The sequence below is a fragment of the Undibacterium sp. Dicai25W genome (genome assembly GCF_049340505.1).
In the GTDB taxonomy this organism is placed as follows: domain Bacteria; phylum Pseudomonadota; class Gammaproteobacteria; order Burkholderiales; family Burkholderiaceae_D; genus Undibacterium; species Undibacterium jejuense.
Genome location: NZ_JBMPOQ010000001.1, coordinates 227,247 through 251,565, shown reverse-complemented (window position 1 = coordinate 251,565; position 24,319 = coordinate 227,247). Strand labels below are relative to the sequence as shown.

The following is a 24,319-nucleotide window of genomic DNA, read 5'->3' as shown; positions in this document are numbered from 1 at the left end:
AGAATCAGCTCGCGCTCAAGCTTTGCATGAGTTCCAATTTAGACACCAGCCTGACCTGCTGATTGTCTTTGACCAACAGTCGTTGCGTCTGACTCGATTCCAACACCAGATCAGACAACAACCATTCTTTCCACGACACCGCCTGGGATTGCGGAAAAATCACTTCGCCATCGAGTGGAATTTGCGTCTGAAATTGACGTAGCAACGCGAGGCCTTGTACCAGATGTTCCTGACTTTGCGGACGAAATAGCACATCGATATCCGATTGCTCGTTCACATAAGATTGTCCGGTCAGAAACTCAAATACAACGGAACCATAGACGCGCCAACGCACGCCAACGGCATTGCCCTCGCTATTAAACACTTTCAAGGCTGGTTGCCATTGTGGCGCAACGAAGGGGATAACCGTGCTCAGCGCCAAGCTTGGTTGATGTTCCAAAATATCTTGCGCTTTTACCCGCGCAGCGATGCGTGGCTTGCGTCCATTCACAGGTACCAGAGCAAAGCCGATGCAGACTTCATCATCGGCCGCATCGATATCACGGCGTCGAACGACAGCTGGCCATTCTTCTTGTTGCCAACGATGTAAAGCCTGTACCGTGAAGCTGGTCATCTCATCCGGTACGCGCTGCATTTGTTGGGCAAACACCGCCGCCCAGGCCTGATGAGATAACCACACCAGATCATGTCGCTGAAATTGTTCTATCTGGTCCAAGTGAGTGCTGCCTTCATCAATAATGCTCTTTGTTGGTATTAGCTGGAAATATCCTCAGATAATACGGCATCCACTACTTTTTGTGCCATCCAACGGCCGCCACGTGTTGCGCCACTGGCAATTCTTTGATCGCTTGCATCCGCATTGGCAAACGCGGCGGCGAGTTGCGCCGCCAGATCATGCTCCCATATTGCCTGTATGCCCCCCATGCGTTCGTAATTGCGCGGGCCAGGGGCAAATACCGGATTATCGATGGCCAATTCATTGAGTTTTTCTTCAGAGACTTTGGTAATTCTTGCCATCGCTGGCAATCCCATCACCCTGATCGTTGCTTGCGGCAGCGCATAACAAGCGTCTGCCATCATGCCACTGGTAATAAATCCACCCGACAAGGCTTGATCATAAACCAGCGCAATCACCTTATGCCCTGATTGCCGCGCCAATTCTATGCATTTGCCCAAATGCGCCATGTAACTGTTAATGCCCAGCATTTCATCGCGATGTCGCAGCCGCTGACCTTGCGTATCCACCATCAGCAAAATCGGTCGCTGCGGAAAATCGCGTATCGTTTGCAACACAGCCTGCGCTTGTTTCAAAGCGATTTCGACACCGATAGGTGTATGTCGGCTGGTACCGATGATACAGATGGTAGTGTCACCGAGCTGTGCACTACCAGATAAAAATTCCTGATACTCTTTGATACTATGACCGTTAAGGAAGAACTGATCTGCGATATCTCGCCAATATCCATCTTGAGTAACACCGCCATCCACGCCCACGTCGGACATCGTCGATGCCTCTTGAATCAGTGAATATTTCAACTGTAATTTTGCCAGCTGTAAAAATGCATCAGCATCAAGCATGGCGATTTTTTCTGGCTCGCTGATGCCTAGCTTTTTCCAGATTTCCATCGGCTCACAATAGTCGCCACATTGTGCGATGCGCTGCACCAGCATGTTTTGTTCTTGCATCAGTGTGGGCAAATCCAAAGCGACAACAGTTTTTTCCAAGAACGAGTCAATCGCTCGCCTTGCTGCCGCCTTAAATTCTGCCGTATCATCAGCGACCAGCATCTGGCAATCACCCATCAGATAACGATGTTTTCCACCGGTAGTGCGCCACACCAAAGCGCGATCTTTGGAATCAAATTCTTCTACGCCATTGGCTGTTTCTATGACCTCCGGGCCTGACATCGCAAGGCGCGCTTCTTCCGACATGACAACGATATTGGCGCAACGGGCAACAATACCCATTCCACCAAAACAACCATTGCTGCCGCCGATTAATACGATTACCGGTACGCCTGCTGCCCGCACTGCAAACACGGCTCGCATCACTTCTGACACTGCAATCAATCCCGCATTCGCTTCATGCAAACGCACGCCACCGGACTCGGCCAACAAGATCACAGCCGCAGGTTTTTCGACAACCGCACGGCGCATTAAACCGACTAATTTGGCGCCGTGAACTTCACCAACAGCACCGCCCATAAAACCACCTTCCTGCGCAGCAGCAAACACGCGCCGACCAGCAAGCGTGCCATACCCTATCACTACGCCATCGTCAAACGACACGGCGGCATTTAATTGCGGCAGATGCGGACTGGTCCATTGTTTTGCCGGCACCAGCATTTCAGTAAAATTGTCGATGACGGCATGGATGCGTTGCCGCGCGGTCGCTTCGATATAGCTATTCATTTTTTTGCTTCCAGACTTGCTTCAAGACTCGATTCTATTGCCTGATCAAGACGCAAACTCACTACCGCTGGTGTTGCACCCATATCATTAATCGCAATCCTTACATCAGCCAATTGCCAACGTGCATGGAAGTCTTTCATGACCGCTTCCCATATTGCTGCAAAACCGATGGCCGCGGTGTTGACCTCAATTTCACACGCCGATTGCAAATCGGTCTGATTGACCAATACTTCCAGGTTGCCGGAACTCACAACACCGACTAATTGCGCTGCACTATCCAATTTTCGTGTGCCGTTTTCAAAGCGGAATACCAGAGTTTCCATACTTTTCCTCACCAGTTTCTGAAACGTTTCGGCGGCTGATACAAACCCTCCGAGGCGCGCACCAGGTCTTTCATATTTTTTGCCGCCAGCAAATCACGCGTAGCCAGCCGCTTGTCGATGCCCAGATCTTCCGGACGTTTGATAATACCGCGATCACGTAAATTCTCGACCATGCGCTGGTCTCTGCCCAAACCCACCGGCGTATAACCAGCGACACCACGAATCGCTTGTTCGCGCTCTTCATCACTGCGGCACAACAAGAGATTGGCAATGCCTTCTTCAGTCAGAATGTGACTCACATCTTCACCGTAAATCATCACCGGTGGCAATTCCATCTTAGCTTGTTGAGCGAGTTGCCAGGCATCCAATGTTTCAACAAAAGCGGGTTGCATATGTTCGCGAAAGGTCTCCACCATTTGCACCACTAACTTCTGCCCCCGTGGCATCGCGTATTGACCATCGCGGGCTTCACGTCCCGCCTTTAACCATGCAGGGCTGGCATGGCGTCGACCACGCGCATCGGCACCCATGTTCGGTGCGCCGCCAAAGCCAGCGATCCGACCTAAAGTGGCAGTTGATGAATTACCTTGCAAATCAATTTGTAAGGTCGAGCCGATAAACATGTCACAGGCGTAATGTCCAGCCGCCTGACTCATGGCGCGATTGCTACGCATGGAGCCATCAGCGCCGACAAAGAACACATCGGACCGCGCGCGGATATAGTCTTCCATACCAAGCTCAGAGCCAAACGAATGTATAGAGGTGACAAAGCCTGCTTCTATCGCTGGAATTAAAGCTGGATGCGGGTTCAATGCCCAATGGCTGGCGATTTTACCTTTGAGCCCTAATGACGCAGCGTAAGTCGGCAAAAGCAATTCGATGGCGGCGGTATCAAAGCCGATACCGTGGTTGAGACGTTTGACTTCGTATTCTGCATAAATACCCTTGATCGCCATCATCGCCATCAAAATTTGTATTTCAGAAATCAAAGCTGGATCACGCGTGAACAAAGGCTCGATGTAATGCGGCGTTGGTGCCTGCACCACAAAATTGACCCAATCTGCGGGAATATCAATGCGCGGCAACACATCGACCACTTCATTGACTTGTGCAATCACAATGCCGGATTTGAACGCCGTCGCTTCGACAATGGGCGGAGTATCTTCGGTATTGGGGCCGGTGTACAAATTCCCATGACGATCTGCCGCTTGTGCCGCAACCAGCGCCACACGTGGCGTCAGATCAACAAAATAACGGGCATATAATTCCAGGTAAGTATGAATCGCACCGATGTTGAGTTTGCCAGCAGAAACCAGTTTTGCCAGACGCCCCGCTTGTGGTCCAGAGAAAGAAAAATCGAGCTTATTGGCGATTCCTTTTTCAAACACATCCAGATGCTCAGGCAAGGCAAGCACCGATTGCAACATGTGCAGACCGTGTATGCGCTGTGGATCAAGTTGCGTCAGCGCCTTAGCCAAAAAATCTGCCTGCTTTTGGTTATTTCCTTCTATGCAAACGCGGTCGCCGACTTCTAAGGTCGCATGCAGCACATCTTTTATTCTTTGCTGAGGAAATATCCTGCCTTGCAAATCGCTACCTAAAGTCTGTGCCACCCGCGCCAATCGTTGCTGGCGGTTGGTTTGCAATGTGTTCCAGCGACCTTCAGAGGCCATGTTGTTCCCCTATTAATTTGAGTTCCGGCACTCACACAAGATCCAGGTGCAAAAACTGTATTCTTTTCATCATTGCATGATGATTTGTAGTTCGAGCATCTTACCTATCTTTAGACTGCCGCTCCGAATCAAAAAAGTATGTAGTTCGTTTGCGAGGGCTCAGGTAATCATAAACTTCTGCCGGTAACTGCGCAGGCTTGAGACTTTCACTGATTTCCAGGATAGGCTCATGTTCGAGATCGAGAATGATCGCCTCACTTTTTGGCACGCCTGGATCGTAAATTAAAACGCTAGGACGCAGCGGCTTGCCGGAATTTACCGCGACAACCATACCTAACGTAGCATCAGAGAGCTTGACGATGGTTCCCGGCGGGTAAATGCCCATGCTGCGGATAAACAGATTCAAGACAGCGGGATCAAACTGCTTACGCATTTTGCCAAACATATACGACATTGCCTCATGTGGGCTCATGGAGTCTGCATGATTAGGGCGATTACACAAATTATCGTAGGTATTGGTCACTGCCACGATACGGGCTAACGGAGAAATTTTATCGCCACGTAAAAAACTCGGATAGCCGCTGCCATCCGCGTATTCGTGATGTTGGCTGATGATATCGACGATAGGTTTTGACAGTCCTAACTTTTCTGCAATTTGTTGACCGTAATGACAGTGTTGTTGCAACAGATTTTGTTCTGCACGTGTCAATTCAAAAGTCTTATTGACGATGCGATCCGGAATTTCTATCTTGCCGATATCGTGAAACAAGCAACCCATTCCCAATAATTTAATATCTGCGGCAGAAAAGGATAATTCCTTAGCGACCATCATGGTAAGCACTGCCGTGTTCAATGAATGGTAATACGTTTCTTCACCAACAATTTTATCGTTCATTAAGTGAATGGCAATGTCTTTATCGACCAGCAGCGAATCGACCATTTGTTGAATTAATTCGTCTGCCTGTCTAACTGATTCTTGCGGTCTGGCGAAGAGATTTTTGGTGATATTTTTGAGTGTGCCTGCCGCTTTGAGTAGCTGCTTTTCGCATTCGGCAATGGCTGCGCGCTCTTTGATCAAGCGCTCTACTCTCGCACGTTTTTCGTTGATTTTTTCTTGTTCCTCTGGTGTCACAATGGCGACGGCTGTACTAGCTTCTGGCTGACCAGGCGTGCGCGGAACAGGAGGAAGTGGGCGGCAATCGGACTTAGATGGATTGACGCGAATCGTCTTCAGGCCCAACTGTTTGAGTGCAACGATCTCTTGCTCAGTTTTAATTTTAAAACTATTTAAAGCAAACGAATGATCAAGCCAGGAAACATCCAGATGAACGTATAAACCTATGCATAACTGCTCTACAGGGACATTAACGGTAATCGGTGTTGCACACATGGTTTAGCGTTATAAAAAACGAGATACCTATTTTAACAGTCTGACCTCAAAAGTTTTGCGTAATTCGCACCGAGCGAACTCAGGCAAAAACACGATACAGCAAACTAGATGCAACGCCTGACAGCAAAAGGATAAAAATGATTTGCACTATCTGAGCAGGCAGATAGCTGACTATTCTACGTGCAAGCATAGTTCCGGCCACCGTGGTCGCGACAAAAATTGCAGAAAGCTGCAATGGTAATTCGGCACCATTCATCAAAGCCGAACTCACACCTATCATGCCTACCAGCGAAATCACAAACAAGGACGTAGCAACCGCGCCTTGTATGCTGACATTCGTAAAATGGCGCAACATCGGAACAATAATAAATCCACCACCAACACCCAATAAGCCCGAACTCAGACCCGCAATGCTGCCAATGCCCGCAATCACCGCGGCTGTTTTAGGTGTCCAGTCAAAACGCCCGGTATTGGCGTTGATGTTCGCCAGAGTATTTCTTTCGTTCTCATTCGCCCCGTGTTGACGTATCTGTATAAAAAGTCGTGTCGCCACCAGCAGCAATATCATCGCAAAACTCAGCATCAGCCAGTATTGGGAAATGCGGTGAGCAATATGTACACCTAACCAGGTTGGAAAACTTCCCGCCAGAGCCATCACAAAGCCAGCGCGGTAACGCACCAGCTTTTTACTAAAACCTTCGATAGCTCCTATCATGGCCCCAACGGTCACCGCCAACAAAGCGACTGGCATTGCCTGCTGCATTGTCCAGCCCTGGCTATAAATGAGCGCAGGTACGGCCAAAATGCCTCCACCAGCTCCAGTCAAACCCATCACAAGCCCGACGACGCTCCCAGCAATGATGATCAACAACATTGTCAAAGACAACACTAGCAACCCCTTATATCAAAAAACACATAAGCTTATTCGAATAATGCATAATAATGCGATTTCGTTGCAACGACAACGCTTTACCGATTAAGCTTGCTTTGGCTAGAAATTTTGCTAATTGTTGCGAATTTTCTGATCTATGACACACAAATGGAAAGCAATGTTCGTTACCCGAAAACATTGAGCCAAATTTTTCGAGACTACGCTTATGAATCCAATCATTGAAAGTTTGTTTGATCCGCACACCAGCACCGCAACACATATCGTGTATGACGAGGAAGGTGGACATGCGGCGGTGATCGACCCGGTGCTTGATTACGATCCCAAGTCCGGCAAAACGCACACTTTAAATGCAGACAAAGTCTTAGATTTTTTGCACACTCGACGTTTGAATTTAGCATGGATTTTAGAGACACATGCGCATGCTGATCATCTATCCGCAGCACATTATCTGCGCCAGCAAGCGGGTGGAAAAATTGCCATTGGCGAACACATCGATCAGGTTCAGGAGGTGTTTAAAAAAATATTCCATCTGGAACCGGAATTCGCTACCGATGGATCGCAATTTGATATTCTGTTCAAAGACAATGAAATTTTTTCGATAGGAAAACTGACTGCCAGAGCAATTTCCTTACCCGGTCATACGCCCGCAGATATGGCATACCAGATTGCAGATACCGTGTTCATTGGTGACACCATGTTTATGCCAGACGTGGGCACCGCACGTTGCGACTTCCCAGGTGGCGATGCGCATCAGCTATTTTCATCGATACAAAGATTGCTCGCACTTCCAGCCGATACCAGGCTGTTTTTGTGCCACGACTATCCACCAGCAGGGCGCATACCTGTTTTGCAAACAACGGTGGCTGAACAAAAGGCACATAATATTCATGTACATGATGGCGTGACTCAAGACGCGTTTGTCAGCATGCGGCAAAAACGTGATGCCGGGCTAGACATGCCGGTTTTATTGCTGCCTGCGATACAGGTCAACATCCGCGCTGGCCGATTTCCTGAGCCAGAAAGCAATGGTGTGAGTTATTTGAAAATTCCGTTGAATCAGCTTTGAGTTGAGGCAAATTAGTGCACAGCTGGTGCAAGCGTGTGGTCGATTGTTCGAAATGTTCGAAATGTTCGACAGGTTTAAACTGCTATTATTGAAGCTCATGTTTTAGCTATAGTATCTACAACACCAACCGCACTCCGCCACGTGCACTTTGACGACTCTGCATAAACTCCTCAAATTGCGGCGCAGGCAAAGGCTTGGAGAAATAGTAACCTTGAACTTCTGCGCATCCCTGCTGACGCAAAAACTCCAATTGCTCAAAGGTCTCAACACCCTCAGCAATCGTCTTCAAGCCCAAACTATTAGCCATACCGATCACGGCACTCACAATCGCTTTATCTTCAGGATCAGTATAAATATCGCGTACAAAGCTAAGATCAATTTTAAGTTTATAGACGTTAAATTTTTTCAAATAACTCAGGGATGAATATCCAGTCCCAAAATCGTCGATCGACATTCGTACCCCGCGCTCATACAACTGCTTGATGATACCAATAGCGCCTTCCGGATCGTGCATGGCGACACTTTCGGTCAGTTCTAATTCTAAAAACTCAGCCTTCAAATCCGCTTCTTGTAAAATTCGCGTCACAGTATTTGGCAAATCTCCATGGCGGAACTGCACAGCTGATAAATTAACGGCGATACGTAAACCATAAAAGCCAAGCTGATGCCAGGATTTCAGTTGTGTCACGGCTGTACGGATCACCCATTCACCTATGTTTAAAATCAGCCCTGTCTCTTCTGCAACCGATATAAATTCATCAGGAGAAATATTGCCCATTTCAGGATGATGCCAACGTAACAGCGCTTCTACGCCTATCACATCTTCACTGGCTATCGATACTTGCGGTTGATAATGTAAAGAGAGCTGTTCCTTTTCCAGCGCATAGCGTAAAGCGTTGACCAGTTCAAGATGACGTGCGGAGCGTGCTTGCATTTCCGGAGTGAAAAAGCGATAAGTGTTGCGTCCCTCGCGCTTTGCCCGGTACATCGCCGAATCAGCATTCTTGGATAAAGTTTCGAGGTCTTTGCCATCTTCAGGGAACACTGCAATCCCCATCGATGTCGTAATATTGAGTTCAATTTCTCCGATGCGGTAAATCGCATTGACGATGTGCATTAATTTTTGCACAACCGCCTCGACACCATGACTATCAATGCCCGGTAATAAAAGAACAAATTCATCGCCACCTAAACGTGAAATAGTATCTTCAGCACGCAAACTGCTTACCAAACGTTTCGATAATTCGACCAGCAAAGCATCACCAAAGCTATGTCCCAAGGAATCGTTAATGTCCTTAAAATGATCAATGTCAAAAAACACTACCGCCAAAGGCTCTTTCGAACGCACAGCGCGGCCAAGCGAATAACGCGCGCGTTCTTCTAGCAAAGTCCGGTTAGCGATTCCTGTCAGGGCATCAAAATGTGCCAGATATTGTATCCGTTCCTCGCTACGCTTTTTTTCAGTAATATCTTCTTGTACAAATAAGAAATGTCTTATTTGTCCTGCCTCGTCCCGAATTGGAGACACCTGAATAAAATCGGTGTGCTCACTACCTAAACGATCAAAATGCGTTAACTCTGCATGCCAGTTTTCGCCGCGGCGCAAAGCTTTCAGCATCGTTTTATAACTTGATTTAGAAGTTCGATCGCTTTGATTTAAATATGGTCGTTTGCCGATGACTTCATGCAGCGTTTTACCGCTGCTTGTTAAAAATGCGGCATTCACATATTCAATTTTGGCGCGACCGTCTGTAATAATAATGGCATTGGAACTCTGCTCGACAGCTTGTGAAAGCTTACGTAATTTATCTTCAGATTGTTTACGTTCAATGGCAATCGCAATAAAATGCGCCGCCATTTGCAGTAGATGCAAATGGAATTCTTGTGGAATCGCCGCTGCTCTGTGATAAATCGCAAAGGCGCCCAGTGATTTGTTTAATGAAGACAAAATTGGTTCTGACCAGCATGATCCCAAACCTGCTTGTTCAGTCAATGATTTATAGGGCTCCCAGAACGGGTGAAGCGCAAGATCTACCGCGATGGTTCTTTGACCGGTAGCAATCGCATTGCCGCAAGAACCTACGCCCGGGGCGATCGCCAGTCCATCAATCGCTTGACAGTAAAAATCCGGTAAATGGGGGGCAGCGCCAAGTTTCAAACACTTTCCATCTTCGCTCGCCAGCATGATGGAACAAATACTGTCAGGGATAATTTTTTCCAGTTCCAGCACCACGTCCCGCAAAATTTCTGCCAGGGATAAGCTACTGTTAATTTTTTCCAGCATAAAGCTGCGTAAGCCTTCTGCCTTGCGGGATTGCTCGTTTGTCCGTTCCAGTTCAAAGCGAGTTAAAGCATGGCTGATATCCATCGTCATTTCTAACAACAACTGGCGCGAAGCTTCATCAAAGGCATTGATTCTGTCCAAAAATAAATTAAAGGTACCAACGACGTTACCATTTTTATGTAAAGGTAAAATGGCCATCGATTGCCAACCATGACGCGCACCGCGTTCATACCAATGAAAACTTGCGACATCCTGTACAAAATTTTGACACCACATGGGTTCGTTATTGATCAGCACGCAGGAAATCGGACCTAACTGGCCATTGCTATCTGGTTTGCGCGAGATAGTCAGCCCTTCGATATATTCCTTCCCGTCAACACCATAATAGGCAACAGGAACAAACTCTTGCGTATCTTGCTTGATGATGCCTATCCAGGCCATTTTCATACCGCCATAGGCCACCGCACTATGGCAAATTTTTTCAAACAGATCCTGCTCAGAGTGACTACGAACGATGGCCTGATTACACTGACTTAATGCATTGTACAAACCTGTTAAGCGGCGATTCTTCTCGTTGATATCTTCGTGCTTCTCTTCAGAGATGGCTAATTTATGTTGAGTCAATGCGATCCAGGCTTTGATACTAGCTTCTTGCCTTGGCTCGACTTGAATTACTTGTGCAAAATTGCCGCTGCCAATTTGTGCCAGTAAGGAGTAAATTTCTTCTAAAGGTGCGCCCAGTGTTTCACTTAAAGCACGTTGCGCGCGCCACAACAAAGACAGAAATAGGAGACCGAAAAAAATGAAACACAGCCTGAGTCGAGAGTTTAAGGTTTGGGCATCACGAAGTAAATCTGCAGTGCGCATATCCATAAAGTGATAGGCGTCATCGATAGAATGCATGATGGAAGCTTTTGCATGTTGATACGATTCGTCATATAACAACTTCCTTGCTTCTTCGCGACTGACTTGATCTTTATCACCAGCCATTTCAAACAAGTGCATTGCTTTGCGCTCTGTTGCAGTGAGCGCATCAGATTCTTTTTTTGCTTCGGCTACCTTAGCGAATTCTGCCTCAGTAAAGCCGACCTGACGCATCAAATCGAGCATAGAAATTGTTTTACCACCTTGAAAACGAGTAACTGGTGTACTCATTTCCTGTTGCTCTTTCTCAGACAAAATTTCCCAATAGTTGGCTCGATTGGTAGCGGGACGCGGGCGTTTACCATCTCGAATATTAAGTATCTCCTGATAGTAACGCGGAAATCGACTGTCGCCAGTAGCAATATAGCTACGCGCCATACGGGTCAGGTCGTTGGATGATTGTCGTAGTTCTTCAGACAGAATATAGGACTCAAAGCGCAGATCTTTTGCATGCTCAACTTCTGCAGCAGAACGTACATAAAAGATTAACATCAGTGCAAATGCCAGCATGACAAGCAACAGCCACCAAAAACTTCGGGTATAGGCGGACAAGCTACGATGCGTCGGTATAAGTTTCACTTAAAAACCTTCTATTTCACATAGAAAAAACTCAGACTTCTTTAGGATAAATACGTACCAGAATAATTCTCGGACCGTTCATTCTTTTAACGACAGCATCAAACTTTTCGAATTCAACTTTTTGCCCTTCAACTGGCAAATCGCCCAATTTTTGCATAATCAGGCCGCCTATCGATTCGACCTCGTCGCTATCAAGATCAAAGCCCAGAGCCATGCCCAACGTATATAAAGGCAAACTTCCTTTTCCTATCAAGGTACCATCATCTAACAAGGTCCAGTCATTTTCATTTTGACGGAATTCATCCCGAATCTGTCCGACCAAAGCACTTAGCAAATTATCCAAAGTCAAAAAGCCGACTGGCCTGCTTCCTTTGTGGCCGACAATAGCAAAATGCGGTGCACCCTTGCGAAAACGGCGGAACAATTCTAAGGCGGGCATATTTGGCGGCACATATTCAACCTGACGCAAGTGCTTGCTCAGATCATCCAGCTTTTTGCCTGCCAGTTGCGCCAGAAATAAATCTTTCAGATGCAACATACCCAATACCGTTTCTTCATCTTCATCGAAGTAAGGATAGCGGCTGAAACGATTTCTGGTTGCCGTACTCATGTTTTCTTCCAGGCTCATGCCCTTATACATGGCGGCCACTTCATTGATAGGACGCATCAGGTCTGAAATCTCCAAACCACCAAAATCGAGCACCTGCGCCATGATGCTCCACTCATCGCGGGTTTCTTTGTTGCCGGTATGACTACCACGTAAGATCAGCTTTAATTCTTCCGGAGAATAATGGCTGTCGCTGCCATGTGCGACATCCAACCCAACCCATTTCAACACTTTGTTCGAGCTGTAATTGAGCATCCAGATAGCCGGATACATGACCCAATAAAACGCGTACAAAGCTGGCGCTGTCCATAATGAAACGCGCTCAGGCATCCGGATCGCCATCGATTTTGGTGCCAATTCCCCGACAACGATGTGTAAAAACGAAATCACAAAGAAAGCAAAGAAAAAAGACACTCCGTGAATAATTTCCACCGAGGACACCTTTAACAAATCAAAAATAGGCAATAACAATCTGGCAAAAGCGGGTTCACCGATCCAACCGAGCCCAAGAGACGCGAGCGTAATACCTAATTGACACGCCGACAGATAGGTGTCGAGATGTTGATGTACTGTGACTAACAAACGACCACGCAAACCCGAGGTTTTGGCAATGCTGCGCACACGAGTCTGACGTAACTTGACCAGACCGAACTCAGCGGCAACAAAAAAACCATTTAACAACACCAGTAAAAGCGCGGCAACGACCAGAAAAAAATTTTCCAACATGAAACCCTAGTAGTAAACATCACAACACTTTAGACTAATTTAAAGCATCATGCACATTCTTACGCCGATGCAGATCAAACCATGGAACGTTGAATAGCATTTTATGGTCACATTGTTTCACTGTCATAACAAGTTAAGTTTTTTACAAATTCGTCCCCATATGAGCTTCAATGTGAGAATGAAAAGCGTTGGGCAGCAAGTACAATCATTGTCGGATAATGATTCCAACTGTTTGTCACGGCTTTTACGCTCTGCAATTTGATTTACATTGCTAAAATTTGGAAGAAAATTACATTTGCAGTTAATTATGTTTTTAAGAGACAAGTGTCGCGCTAGCTAGCGGGTAGTGTCAGGGATTGGTAGAGGGAGTATGAGAAAAAGTGCTGTTAATTTCTCGTTATTTTTACCTCTCGCCCCCTCTCCCTGCCCTTCTCCGGCATGCGCGAGAAGGGCTAAACCTACGGCAAGGAGCCATAACGCAGCAGGAACGGCTTTTCGGCATTAAACAGGACTGACGCAAAGCCGCACCGGCAAGGCATGGCGACGCAGACAGTACAAACGCACGGCAAAGAGTCATGACGCAGCAGGAACGGCTTTTCGGCATTAAACAAGACTGACTCAAAGCCGCACCGGCAAGGGATGGCGACGCAGACAGTACAAACGTACGGCAAGGAGTCATAACGCAGCGGGTGCGGCTTTTCGTCAGTCTGAGAAGGAGAAAAATTTGTCTTTGGATACTATATTGGCTGAAATCAACCTCAGCCTCAATACAACACCGTCATTCAACGAGGTGCGCTGCTTGCGGTCGTTGATTGCGTTTATACGCCCTCAACAATCTGACGATGCGCAGCGTGCCACCGATAATTTACGGGCATTTTGCTATGTATTACAGCAAAATCCTGTATGGCAGAAAACCTTGCGCGAATATATGGTACAGGTCATTACATCACGCAAACTGGTCCATTTACTGACGGACACGGGGATTACCTTAAACAATGGTTTTTGGGGGGCAGGAGCGCAAAGACTATTCTCCAAACTGCTACCGCCACTGGTCAATGATGATTACGTACGCGATATTTTCGGACAAATTTTTGATCATCCTAAGGACTATGTGTGGGTCAATGCGGTAACGGATGAGGTCTGGCACGACGTCATTCGCGCGATCGGCTTTCGCACCCAACGAGTACGCCATACCCATGCAACATTGGCGAATGAAGTGCTCAATGCAATTCAGGTACTTTCGTACAGGATTACCAACATAGGCTTAGAAGCCGAGTTGGTGCGCAATTATCCTGAAATAGAAAAATTCGAGTCACCATTTTTGCGACAGAACGATGGCATTAATGAATACATCGTACGCTACCGTGAGTGGCTCATGGATCACCACATAGAACGGGATGACGCCAAACATATAGAAGTATTGTTAGAACAATGTGAAGACATCGCCAGCCGCATACGTCGCACGGCAGCTGTGGCAGGTGTATCAGTCAGCTTGACGCGACTGTTGCTACGCTTGGATCAAAGTATTGCCCGCTTACGCACGCTCTTGCAGTTACTCGATAGCCGCCAACCTCAGACCAGTATCAGCATAGGTACCAAGTTGCTCAAAGAGCTGGTTACCGCAGATAATAAACGCCACAGTCTGCGCGAATTAATGAAAACCAATACCGAGCTATTGTCGCTGCAAGTGACTGAGCGTGCAGGTAAAAGTGGTGAGCATTACGTCACGAATACCCGCGCTGAATGGCTAGATATGCTGTATTCGGCATTGGGCGCCGGGTTTATTGTCGGCTTTATGGCAATGATCAAAATTCTGTTTGGAACGCTGGCATTGGCGCCGTTTGGTTTTGCGCTTTTGTATAGCGCAAACTATTCATTTGGCTTTATGTTGGTGCACGTTTTGCACTTTACGATTGCAACCAAACAGCCCGCGATGACCGCCGCGCTGATTGCCAAAGCGCTTGACGACAGTAAGCAAAAACTCGATGAACTGGTTGAGCTGATTGTCAGAGTTTTCCGCTCACAATTTATCGCAATCATCGGTAATATCGGTCTTGCCATGCCCACTGCGTTTGCTATTGCGTGGGCTTGGCATGGGATTTATGGTGAACACCTGGTCAGCCCTGAAAAAGCGCAGTATCTGTTGCATGAGCTAGACCCGTTCGGCAGTCTGGCGTTACCACACGCTGCGATTGCCGGGATTTGTTTGTTTTTATCCGGATTAATTTCAGGCTATTACGATAACAAAGCGAGCTATTCGAATATCCCTGCGCGTCTGCGACAGCTCAAATGGTTGCGAAAAATACTCGGTGAACAGCGCTTATTCCAGATCACTGAATACATAGGTAATAACCTCGGTGCCCTGGCTGGTAATTTTTTCTTCGGTATTATGCTTGGGTCAATTGGGCAATTTGGTAAGTTTTTTGGATTGCCTATCGACATCCGGCATATTACTTTCTCCAGTGCGAATTTTGCGTTTGCATTGGCGGGAATGGACAACCACATGAGCTGGCATTTAGCGGTCTATACGCTATTTGGAATTATCCTGATTGGCATGGTCAATCTGACAGTAAGCTTTAGCCTTGCGATGTTGGTGGCATTGCGTTCACGCAGAGCAAGTTTTGGCAACGGTGGCAATCTGATCCGCTTGCTAATGAAGCGCTTTGTTTCGGGCACCAGAGATTTCTTTTTGCCTGCTAAAGAACAAGAAAAAACCGCTGAAAGCTGATCGATTCAGTCTGGCAGTTTAATACAAAAGTGAGTTTGCTGTGGCGGCTTGACGCATATCAAGTCGCCACGTCGAAAGGCTTTTTCGTAAATTGAAACGCGTACAATCGATTGTTTCCTTCATCGCATAAATTTCACTCAACATGACCCAGCCTAGTCCCTCCAAACGCTTTGTGCCGCATAGTCTGGTGGAAGATGTGCTGGCGATCGTCACGGGCACCTTATTTGTTTCTCTGGGTATTGCCTTATTCAACCAAGCTGGGTTACTGACTGGTGGTACCGCGGGTCTGGCGTTTTTGATTCATTACCGGACAGGCCTATCATTTGGTTTAGTGTTTTTTCTGATTAATTTGCCATTTTATTGGTTGGCATGGAAACGCATGGGGTGGAAATTTACGCTCAAAACGTTTTGCTCGGTAGCACTGGTCTCCACGTTATCAGGCTTTCATGCACATTTCCTGCAATTGATTAACGTCACGCAATGGACACCGTTTTATATTGCCCTGATAGGCGGCTTATTGATGGGTGTCGGGTTTGTCGTGCTATTCAGACATCAAGCTAGCTTAGGCGGTATTAATATTCTGGCACTTTATCTGCAACAAACCCGTGGACTTCGCGCTGGCAAGCTGCAAATGGGTCTGGATATTTGCATTGTATTAGCATCACTGACCGTAGTCACGCCAATGGCTCTGGCAGCATCGATACTTGGTGCGTTCGCTCTGAATCTGGCGATCAGCCTCAACCATCGGCCCGGGCGATACATGTCAGCGTGAGACTGATACGGCAAGAATGACCGACGCTGAGAGTGCTTTTGCACTGCCAGGAGAGTGCAACGCAGCATAAGCGGTGTTGCGTCAGCCCGATCGAATAAGCACTCTATTTCTGTGCAATAAATCCTAATCCGTCATTATTTTTGTGTAAAATCGAGCGACAAGGTCGCGCATTTTGCGCATCCACCACACACAACATCAGGGCACGACGCCACCGATTTCCAGGATGCCAGTCTCGGCGTCCTTGACCAGCGGAGGCCGCGCGCCCCAAAAAAGAAAGTTAAACGATGAACAATGTAGTCATCAGCGGCACCGGCCTGTTCACTCCCTCTGAATCGATTTCCAATGAAGAACTGATTGCTTGTTTCAACGGCTACGTTCAGCAATTCAATGCTGAAAATGCGACTGCCATTGCGGCTGGCGAAGTTGTTGCATTAGAAGAATCCAGCGTAGCTTTTATTGAAAAAGCTTCTGGCATTAAATCCCGCTATGTAATGAATAAAGACGGCGTGCTGGATATCAACCGCATGGTGCCACGCATTCCAGAGCGTAGCGATGACGAGCCATCGATCATGTGCGAAATGGCAGTTGCAGCGGCAAAACAGGCACTGGAGCGCGCTGGTCGTACTGCTGCTGACGTCGATGCGGTGATTTGCGCAGCGAGTAACATGCAGCGCGGCTATCCTGCAATGGCTGTTGAGATTCAAAACGCACTGGGTATTGATGGTTATGGCTACGATATCAATGTCGCTTGTTCATCAGCCACTTTTGGCATTCAGGCAGCTGTCACTGCGATTCAAAGCGGTCAGGCACGAGCGGTATTGGTGGTTAATCCGGAGATCACCAGCGGTCACTTAAACTGGCGCGATCGCGACAGTCACTTTATTTTTGGTGATGCTTGTACCGCGATTCTGGTGGAACGCGCCGATCTCGCAACGTCTGCACACCAGTTTGAAATCGTTGGTTTGAAACTGAAAACGCAATTCTCCAACAACATCCGCAACAACTTCGGTTTCTTGAATCGCGCCGATGAATCAGGCATCGGCAAACCAGACAAGCTATTCCGTCAACAAGGCCGCAAAGTATTCAAAGAAGTTTGCCCGATGGCAGCTGAAATGATTACGAATACCGTCACCAATGCCTCATTGGCAGTCACTGACGTGCGCCGTTTCTGGTTACATCAAGCGAACTTGAATATGAACTTGCTGATCGCTCGTTTGATACTCGGTCGTGATGCGACAACTGAAGAATCACCGACGATTCTTGATACCTATGCGAATACTTCATCCGCTGGTTCTATCATCGCTTTCCACAAACATCAGGACGATTTGGCACCTGGTTCCATTGGCGTTATTTGCTCATTCGGTGCTGGCTACTCAATCGGCTGCGTTGTGGTTAAAAAACTGAGCTAAACATCCTTACTGCCACTGTTTCAGCGCCGCTGAAACAGTTAAAGAAAAACGCCTTAGACCATTCGGTTTAAGGCGTTTTTTTTACGTAAAGCTGGATACTTTTTCACATCCTACTTTCTCCCATTCACAAGATTTATCTTCGCCTTATAGCCACAAAGAGCAGCATGTCTACAACGCATCAGCGTCTTTAGCGGTAAAAGTTGCAAGATGTAATAGAAGCATCTGTTCGTAAGAATCCTTCCGCAAAGTTTTATCTTTCGCTACGATTTTTGTTCTTTTCAGCGCCTTGCATTTCAACATCAGCAATGAAGCTCGCCAATTACCTGCGTCCAAGCCACCCGCAAGTAGCAAGGTCGAACATGAACACGAGCACGTTGAAGTAACACAGGCAGATAGTGAGTCATCAGATGTGGATTGGGCAGAAATTTATGCAAATCGCTATCACGGTGTGCAAGATCAACATCATGCGTTTTTAAACTTCAACCAACTGCTTTCACCTTAACGTGAACGAACAAGGAAAAAGGAAAGTGAATCGTTATCATGACTGAATTTGTTAAAGCCACCTATCACAGGGATCATAAAGTCGCAGAATTTGTCACCAAAGAAGGCCGTCGACTATTGCGTGAAGGTGGCAGCCTGTGTTGGCGTCTCAATAACTGCGGAAACATGAGTTCTCCTGTTGTCAATGGATTGCCAGCGCCCCAAAAAACCCAGTCTTACATTGGTTTTGCTGAAGTGAACAATCCCGAGCCACATTTTTTCTTTATTTTCCCCGACTATGAAACTGGCAAAGCTGAGCTAAAAAAATCACTCAAACGTAAGTACGGTAAAAAGACCATCGCTGAAACGGTACCCAAATATGCCCCCCAAGGTGATGGCAACGATCCGCAGCACTATTTAGATATGGTGACGCACAGTACTGGCTTTTCCAGCGACGCTACCATTGGCGACTTCTCTGATGCTGATCTCAATAAGTTAGTCAATGCCATTCAAACGATGGAAGGCTATGACAAAGATATCCGGACACGCAAAGAAACATGGATAGACGCGACCAGTTTGATCGTTACTAATGGCTCTCAACCTATTCCTCACGCAGAACTGCACGTCGAGCACAAGGGTAAATCTACGATTATCAAAGCTGATAAATTTGGCCAATTTCCAACGATTCCTCACCCCCAAGGGGACGACTACACTGTTATCAGACAGCGGCTGTCCAATGGCACGTCAGAAATTCTTAAAGTGCTAACGAGAACCACGCCCTCAGGATTCTTTTTACTGGTATCAGAAATGATTTATGCAAAGGCCTCAACCATGAGCCATGCAGCCCCAGCAGGTGCGGAATCGATCAAACCACCGCATGAATACAGAGTAAAGCCAAGTGACACGCTCGCCAAAATAGCAGCGCAATTTAAAACGACAGAAGACGAGCTAAAAAAAATCAATCAATTAAACGGTAATGGCGTCTTTCCAGAGCAATTACTGTGGATAGACGGTAAGGGAATTTCTCGCGGGTATACTGTACCGATTGTACAAATTTCCCATTTAATGTCAGAGCATAAAAAAGCCAAAGATTTATCCACCATACCCAACAATGTCCCCGTAGTGCGCAGCAAGGGTGGCAAAGGCGCACCGTTAGCACTGGTGCCCGTCAGCAGAGAAATCGCCCCGTGGATGATCATCGCAGCCTACGAGGCGGCGCTATGGCAAGGTAAAAAAGAAGACGTCATCACAAAAACACAAAACTTCCATCGCCTGGTCACCGACAACGACCGAGCAGGAGGGGTAGAAAGCAAAGCAGGTGGCGTGAAATATGATGGCAACCCTACGTTAGCTGGTGACGCCAATGCATGGTGCGCTTCGTTTGTAAATTATTGCTTGCGAGAAGCCGGCTACTCACCCGCACCTACTGGATTCATGAGCTCTCATTTCTGCCACAACAATCCGGACAAATTCGTCAAAATTAGCAAGCCTGTTTATGGCGCCATTCGCTATTGCAGGCGCGATGGTGGTGGGCATGTTTGTTTTGTGTATGGCACATGGAAAGGAAAGATGCTGGTATTGGGAGGTAATCAGCACGATACGATATTGATTGAATACCCTGATCCGACTAGTAAAGGAGTGGAGTATTTTGTGCCGATTGCGTATCAAAAGTTTGCGGAGAAGGAGCAGGAGAAGTGGTTGCCAGAAATTGATATTCAAAGTGCTCGAAAATATTTTGGTGAAGCTATATTTATCAGTAAGAGTCGTGACGAAAAACCTATTTACAATTAATTTCCTCATTTATACCATGAATAAATTATTAAAAATGATAGCGTTCTTTTCGATGATAACTATCTCTCTTTCTGTTCAATCTGGAACTAAAGGATTTGCAGTCATGTTAGAAAATATAGGTGACGAAAATTTTTACAAGACGCCTATTTTTAAGCAGTATTTAGAAAACAGCAAAAATTACGACCAAGATGAATGTTGGCACCATTACGGCGATGGTATGTCCGGAATAGATTATATGGAATACGGAAATTGGAATGTAAAGAAACACGGTGACCCAATACAAGAGGCAGCAAGTGCGAAGCAAATAATAAAAAAAATCAGAAAAGATTTGCACGAGGCAAATGAAAAAACAACCAGTGAAGGGTTTCACGGCATGTACATCATTAAACCTGAAAATGGGCAGCTAACCATCATGGGAGTTGGTGCCAACGCTGATCCTAAAAAAGGTTTAACTGGCATCTCTCCGGTCATTAAAGGCATTAAACTCGATCAGACTAAACCCAAAGAAGGTGCAAAGATTTTTGAGCAAAGTTTATGCCGTGTTTCTAAGCCTTTTAATATTGGGTTTGGGGTGTAAATGAATTACTCACTATGAGACAACGACCGAGCCGGAGGGGTAGAAAGCAAAGCAGGTGACGTGAAATATGATGGCAATCCTACGTTAGCTGGTGACGCCAATGCATGGTGCGCTTCGTTTGTGAATTATTGCTTGCGAGAAGCCGGCTACTCACCCGCACCTACAGGATTCATGAGCTCTCATTTCTGTCACAACAATCCGGACAAATTCGTCAAAATTAGCAAGCCTGTTTATGGCGCCATTCGTTATTGCAGGCGAGATGGTGGTGGGCATGTTTGTTTTGTGTATGGCACATGGAAAGGAAAGATGCTGGTGTTGGGAGGTAACCAGCACGATACGATATTGATTGAATACCCTGATCCGACCAGCAAAGGAGTGGAGTATTTTGTGCCGATTGCGTATCAAAAGTTTGCGGAGAAGGAGCAAGAAAAGGGGTTGCATGAAGTTGATATTAATGCAGCTCGATTATATTTTGGTGGGGCAATTGATATTCGTGAAAATCCAGGTGCTGGTCAAACAGACCCAATGGCATAATTTTAATGGATACAAAAAATGTTATTTATTACCAGAATATTTTTATTAAATTTAATGGCAATTCCAATGGCATTCGCAGGTACAAAAGGTCTTGATGTTAAATTGGAAAATCTAGGGGATAGCGATTTTTATCAATCTCCGATTTTTAAGCAATTTACAAATAATTTCGGAAATTACCATTTCGATGAATGTTGGCAGCATTATGGAGATGGCGTTTCGGGGATACATTATCTCAATTATGGTTTTTTGCGTCTTATAAATGGGCACACAATACAAGACATTTTCAATTTCAACAAAGAAGCAATACAGAATATTAGAAAAAATCTACACCAACCGGATGAACATACTGCAAGTGAGGGTTACCACGGCATGTACATTATTTATCCCAAGAATGGCTACCTAACCATCATGGGAATCGGCGCCAACGCGAACACTAAAAAAGGTTTAACTGGCATTTCTCCCGTTATCAAAGGTATTAAGCTCGATCAGACTAAACCTAAAGAAGGCGCAAAGATTTTTGAGCGAAGTTTATGCCGTGTTTCTAAGCCTTTTAATATTGGGTTTGGGGTGTAAATCAATCACTGGGTGTCCACCCGCCCCCAGCGGATACACGAACTCACATTTATGACATTGCAATCGTAACGTCGCCGGAGGGATATTTCGTCATGGCTAGTTACGCCTTGAGTGCTTTTTCAAGTATGCCATGCAACTCATCAAACGAAGGTTCACCAAGATAACGCTTTAAGATATTGCCTTGCTTATCGATGACAAAGGTCGTCGGGGTCATTTTTACTTCGCCAAATGCTTGCGCTAATTTGCCATCAACATCGAGTGCAACCTGAAATGGTAACTGACGTGTTTCTGCGTAATTCAGAACATAATTGGCTGGGTCGTAACTCATTGCCACTGCCACATATTCGAGGCCTTGATTATGATATTGGTTGTAGGTGCTGATCATCTTGGGCATTTCAGCGACGCACGTCGAACACGAGGTTGCCCAGAAATTGACCATGACGACTTTGCCACGCAAGTTTTGGGCACTGATTTTTTCACCCTTCAAATTGGTAAAAGTCACGTCGGGGATTGTGGTTTTGCCAGACAGTGATTGATAAAATAAAACGCCCAACACGATCAAAGCCGCAGCGGCAACGATAGCGAATAACCGGAATTTACGTGGGGAAGACGGTTCGAGCATGGTTCTCTCTTTGACAATAATAGTGGCGCACAGTTGCAATATGACAGCTTGCCATTATAGAAGTTCAGCACGGGCTTTGCTTGCGCAGACGCAAAGCAAAGCGTGCGACACTAAAACTACGGTGCGGTAATGGCTTTTCCGGCGACGTGCGTGGTCAAGACTATCGCTGTCGAGGTTGAGCCAAACACATTTAATTCATTAATAATACGCTGCAAATGCTCGACATCAGTTGCCAATACCCGCATGACAGCGCCATCTTCACCTGTGACGGTATAGCAATCAATAATTTCAGGACAAGTCGCGACATACTGGGCATAGGGCCTGCCCTGCTGTGTCGATAGGCGTATCATAGCGGTAATCTGGTAGCCCAAGGCTTTGGGGTTAATGTCAGCACGATACGCGCGGATGACTTCGGACGCTTCGAGTCGCTTGATACGTTCGGACACCGCTGGTTGGCTCAGGTGTACCTGACGACCAATTTCTGCATGCGACATGCGGGCATCTTGTTGCAATAATTGCAGGATTTTTTGGTCAAATTGATCAATCTTGGGATTCATAAGGTTTTATCGTCATTTTCAATTGAATTCCATCATCTGCATCTGAATTGCTTATGAATCACTATTCATCTGCATGAAACTGCTTGTTAAAGTAGAGCTTACACTAAACTCTTCCGACTAGACGAAAATCATCATGGCAACCCATATCAGCAATGCCCAGATCGCCGCTATTGCACGAGAATATCAAACCCCTTGCTGGGCGTACGATGCCAGCATTATTCGTGAGCAAATCAGCCTGTTGAAACAATTTGATGTAATTCGCTTTGCTCAAAAAGCGTCGAGCAATGTCCATTTGTTGCGACTGATGCGTGAACAGGGTGTGATGGTCGATTCTGTCTCACTCGGTGAAGTGGAACGCGCATTGGTGGCAGGTTTTACACCAACTCAGGATGCAGATCAGACGCATGCACAAATTGTGTTCACGGCAGATCTGTTAGATCGTCACGCATTGAAGCGCGTGGTGGAGTTAAATATTCCGGTCAATTGCGGTTCACCGGATATGCTCAAACAACTTGGTGAGGCACACCCTGGACATCCGGTATGGTTGCGTATCAATCCAGGCTTTGGTCATGGCCATAGCCGTAAAACGAATACCGGTGGCGAACAGAGTAAGCACGGAATCTGGTTTGAAGAATTGCCAGCGGCGTATCAGCTAATTGATCAATATGCTCTGAAACTCATCGGATTACACATGCACATCGGTTCTGGTGTGGACTATGATCATTTGCAAAGCGTGTGTGATGCAATGATCAGTCAGGTCAAACTGGCTGGACGGGATTTGCAAGCGATCTCAATTGGCGGTGGTTTATCCATCCCGTATCGTGAAGGCGAAGCGATCGTCGATACCGCGCATTATTTCCACATCTGGGATAAAGCACGCAGAGAAATCGAAGCACATCTGGGACACAAAATCAGTATGGAAATTGAACCAGGACGTTTTCTGGTCGCACAATCTGGTATTTTGATTTCTGAATTACGAGCACAAAAACAAAGCGGCAATAACTTCTTTTCTTTGGTCGATGCGGGCTTTAATGATCTCGCCCGCCCAGCCATGTATGGTAGCTACCACCGCATCAGTGCTCTCGCTGCAAATGGCACGCCGCGCACTAACGAGCTGCGCGCCAGCGTGGTCGCCGGGCCTTTATGCGAATCAGGTGATGTGTTCACACAAGAAGAAGGCGGCGTGCTGACATCGCAGGATTTACCTGTCTGTGACATTGGTGATTTATTTGTATTCCATGACACGGGAGCCTACGGCGCCAGCATGTCTTCGAACTACAACTCGCGTCCTTTGATTCCGGAAATTTTGGTTGATGGTGAGAAGGTGACACAAATTCGTCGCCGCCAGACGATACAAGAATTGATCGCACTGGAATTGTAATCATAAACAGAGGCGTCTA

General features: G+C 46.5%; 20 protein-coding genes and 1 pseudogene. 10 read left to right on the top strand and 11 right to left on the bottom strand.

Features of this window, described 5'->3' with window-relative positions; all coding sequences use genetic code 11:
- Window positions 1-4: 4 nt before the first annotated feature.
- The 7 genes and pseudogenes from mdcG to ACO0KY_RS01195 all read right to left on the bottom strand — a co-directional run bounded on the left by mdcG (window position 5) and on the right by ACO0KY_RS01195 (window position 6,687).
- Entirely contained in the window at window positions 5-715 is a 711-nt protein-coding gene (gene mdcG, locus ACO0KY_RS01225; RefSeq protein ID WP_186913894.1) for a malonate decarboxylase holo-[acyl-carrier-protein] synthase, read from the bottom strand.
- 38 nt (window positions 716-753) lie between these two features.
- On the bottom strand, window positions 754-1,503 hold the full coding sequence (locus ACO0KY_RS01220; protein WP_423044132.1) for a biotin-independent malonate decarboxylase subunit gamma: 750 nt from the start codon (window positions 1,501-1,503) through the stop codon (window positions 754-756).
- A gap of 39 nt (window positions 1,504-1,542) precedes the next feature.
- A pseudogene (locus tag ACO0KY_RS01215) lies at window positions 1,543-2,412 on the bottom strand (biotin-independent malonate decarboxylase subunit beta); the annotation flags it as partial.
- Window positions 2,409-2,735 (bottom strand): malonate decarboxylase acyl carrier protein, encoded by a 327-nt coding sequence (gene mdcC / locus ACO0KY_RS01210; RefSeq protein ID WP_186913893.1) that lies wholly within the window; start codon window positions 2,733-2,735, stop codon window positions 2,409-2,411. The pseudogene ACO0KY_RS01215 and the gene mdcC, both read right to left, overlap by 4 nt.
- A gap of 8 nt (window positions 2,736-2,743) precedes the next feature.
- Window positions 2,744-4,408, bottom strand: a complete 1,665-nt coding sequence (mdcA, locus tag ACO0KY_RS01205) for a malonate decarboxylase subunit alpha (RefSeq protein ID WP_423043581.1) — start codon at window positions 4,406-4,408, stop codon at window positions 2,744-2,746.
- Window positions 4,409-4,508: 100 nt separating this feature from the next.
- Entirely contained in the window at window positions 4,509-5,798 is a 1,290-nt protein-coding gene (locus ACO0KY_RS01200; RefSeq protein WP_423043579.1) for an HD-GYP domain-containing protein, read from the bottom strand.
- 79 nt (window positions 5,799-5,877) lie between these two features.
- Window positions 5,878-6,687 (bottom strand): sulfite exporter TauE/SafE family protein, encoded by an 810-nt coding sequence (locus ACO0KY_RS01195; RefSeq protein ID WP_423043577.1) that lies wholly within the window; start codon window positions 6,685-6,687, stop codon window positions 5,878-5,880.
- Between the two features lie 208 nt (window positions 6,688-6,895).
- Between ACO0KY_RS01195 and ACO0KY_RS01190 the strand changes: the two genes are divergently transcribed.
- Window positions 6,896-7,756 (top strand): MBL fold metallo-hydrolase, encoded by an 861-nt coding sequence (locus tag ACO0KY_RS01190; protein ID WP_423043575.1) that lies wholly within the window; start codon window positions 6,896-6,898, stop codon window positions 7,754-7,756.
- 115 nt (window positions 7,757-7,871) lie between these two features.
- Here ACO0KY_RS01190 and ACO0KY_RS01185 read toward each other — a convergent pair whose 3' ends face one another.
- Window positions 7,872-11,543, bottom strand: a complete 3,672-nt coding sequence (locus tag ACO0KY_RS01185) for a sensor domain-containing phosphodiesterase (RefSeq protein WP_423043573.1) — start codon at window positions 11,541-11,543, stop codon at window positions 7,872-7,874.
- A gap of 31 nt (window positions 11,544-11,574) precedes the next feature.
- On the bottom strand, window positions 11,575-12,873 hold the full coding sequence (locus ACO0KY_RS01180; RefSeq protein ID WP_186913884.1) for a hemolysin family protein: 1,299 nt from the start codon (window positions 12,871-12,873) through the stop codon (window positions 11,575-11,577).
- A 727-nt stretch (window positions 12,874-13,600) separates the two neighbouring features.
- Between ACO0KY_RS01180 and ACO0KY_RS01175 the strand changes: the two genes are divergently transcribed.
- From ACO0KY_RS01175 to ACO0KY_RS01140, 8 genes are all read left to right on the top strand, one after another.
- A complete protein-coding gene (locus ACO0KY_RS01175; protein WP_423043570.1) occupies window positions 13,601-15,604 on the top strand; it encodes a site-specific recombinase in 2,004 nt (667 codons plus the stop codon).
- Window positions 15,605-15,746: 142 nt separating this feature from the next.
- Window positions 15,747-16,376 (top strand): YitT family protein, encoded by a 630-nt coding sequence (locus ACO0KY_RS01170; protein ID WP_186913882.1) that lies wholly within the window; start codon window positions 15,747-15,749, stop codon window positions 16,374-16,376.
- A gap of 284 nt (window positions 16,377-16,660) precedes the next feature.
- Complete coding sequence (locus ACO0KY_RS01165) at window positions 16,661-17,785, top strand: beta-ketoacyl-ACP synthase III (protein WP_423043568.1); 1,125 nt, start codon at window positions 16,661-16,663, stop codon at window positions 17,783-17,785.
- A gap of 286 nt (window positions 17,786-18,071) precedes the next feature.
- Window positions 18,072-18,287, top strand: coding sequence for a hypothetical protein (locus tag ACO0KY_RS01160; RefSeq protein ID WP_423043566.1), 216 nt, complete (start codon window positions 18,072-18,074; stop codon window positions 18,285-18,287).
- Between the two features lie 38 nt (window positions 18,288-18,325).
- Window positions 18,326-20,056: a LysM peptidoglycan-binding domain-containing protein gene (locus ACO0KY_RS01155; protein ID WP_423043564.1), complete on the top strand. Its 1,731-nt coding sequence runs from the start codon at window positions 18,326-18,328 to the stop codon at window positions 20,054-20,056.
- Between the two features lie 16 nt (window positions 20,057-20,072).
- A complete protein-coding gene (locus ACO0KY_RS01150; protein WP_423043562.1) occupies window positions 20,073-20,633 on the top strand; it encodes a hypothetical protein in 561 nt (186 codons plus the stop codon).
- Between the two features lie 60 nt (window positions 20,634-20,693).
- Window positions 20,694-21,167: a TIGR02594 family protein gene (locus tag ACO0KY_RS01145; RefSeq protein WP_423043560.1), complete on the top strand. Its 474-nt coding sequence runs from the start codon at window positions 20,694-20,696 to the stop codon at window positions 21,165-21,167.
- An 18-nt stretch (window positions 21,168-21,185) separates the two neighbouring features.
- Entirely contained in the window at window positions 21,186-21,740 is a 555-nt protein-coding gene (locus ACO0KY_RS01140) for a hypothetical protein (protein ID WP_423043558.1), read from the top strand.
- 100 nt (window positions 21,741-21,840) lie between these two features.
- On the opposite strand, the gene ACO0KY_RS01135 is transcribed toward ACO0KY_RS01140, so the two are convergent.
- Together ACO0KY_RS01135 and ACO0KY_RS01130 are read right to left on the bottom strand one after the other, a co-directional pair.
- Window positions 21,841-22,362: a peroxiredoxin family protein gene (locus ACO0KY_RS01135; protein ID WP_423043556.1), complete on the bottom strand. Its 522-nt coding sequence runs from the start codon at window positions 22,360-22,362 to the stop codon at window positions 21,841-21,843.
- A 116-nt stretch (window positions 22,363-22,478) separates the two neighbouring features.
- Window positions 22,479-22,919: an Lrp/AsnC family transcriptional regulator gene (locus tag ACO0KY_RS01130; protein ID WP_422990963.1), complete on the bottom strand. Its 441-nt coding sequence runs from the start codon at window positions 22,917-22,919 to the stop codon at window positions 22,479-22,481.
- Between the two features lie 133 nt (window positions 22,920-23,052).
- Here ACO0KY_RS01130 and lysA point away from each other — a divergent pair, with 133 nt between their 5' ends.
- Complete coding sequence (gene lysA / locus ACO0KY_RS01125; RefSeq protein WP_423043554.1) at window positions 23,053-24,300, top strand: diaminopimelate decarboxylase; 1,248 nt, start codon at window positions 23,053-23,055, stop codon at window positions 24,298-24,300.
- The last annotated feature ends 19 nt before the right edge of the window (window positions 24,301-24,319 follow it).

Excerpts from the sequence above, each read along its gene's own strand:
- ACO0KY_RS01140 (WP_423043558.1), top strand. The coding sequence starts at position 21,186 with ATGTTATTTATTACCAGAATATTTTTATTAAATTTAATGGCAATTCCA.
- ACO0KY_RS01170 (WP_186913882.1), top strand. The coding sequence starts at position 15,747 with ATGACCCAGCCTAGTCCCTCCAAACGCTTTGTGCCGCATAGTCTGGTG.
- ACO0KY_RS01200 (WP_423043579.1), bottom strand. The coding sequence starts at position 5,798 with ATGTGTGCAACACCGATTACCGTTAATGTCCCTGTAGAGCAGTTATGC.
- ACO0KY_RS01165 (WP_423043568.1), top strand. The coding sequence starts at position 16,661 with ATGAACAATGTAGTCATCAGCGGCACCGGCCTGTTCACTCCCTCTGAA.
- mdcA (WP_423043581.1), bottom strand. The coding sequence starts at position 4,408 with ATGGCCTCTGAAGGTCGCTGGAACACATTGCAAACCAACCGCCAGCAA.
- lysA (WP_423043554.1), top strand. The coding sequence starts at position 23,053 with ATGGCAACCCATATCAGCAATGCCCAGATCGCCGCTATTGCACGAGAA.
- ACO0KY_RS01135 (WP_423043556.1), bottom strand. The coding sequence starts at position 22,362 with ATGCTCGAACCGTCTTCCCCACGTAAATTCCGGTTATTCGCTATCGTT.
- ACO0KY_RS01155 (WP_423043564.1), top strand. The coding sequence starts at position 18,326 with ATGACTGAATTTGTTAAAGCCACCTATCACAGGGATCATAAAGTCGCA.
- ACO0KY_RS01150 (WP_423043562.1), top strand. The coding sequence starts at position 20,073 with ATGAATAAATTATTAAAAATGATAGCGTTCTTTTCGATGATAACTATC.
- mdcC (WP_186913893.1), bottom strand. The coding sequence starts at position 2,735 with ATGGAAACTCTGGTATTCCGCTTTGAAAACGGCACACGAAAATTGGAT.
- ACO0KY_RS01130 (WP_422990963.1), bottom strand. The coding sequence starts at position 22,919 with ATGAATCCCAAGATTGATCAATTTGACCAAAAAATCCTGCAATTATTG.
- ACO0KY_RS01190 (WP_423043575.1), top strand. The coding sequence starts at position 6,896 with ATGAATCCAATCATTGAAAGTTTGTTTGATCCGCACACCAGCACCGCA.
- ACO0KY_RS01220 (WP_423044132.1), bottom strand. The coding sequence starts at position 1,503 with ATGTCCGACGTGGGCGTGGATGGCGGTGTTACTCAAGATGGATATTGG.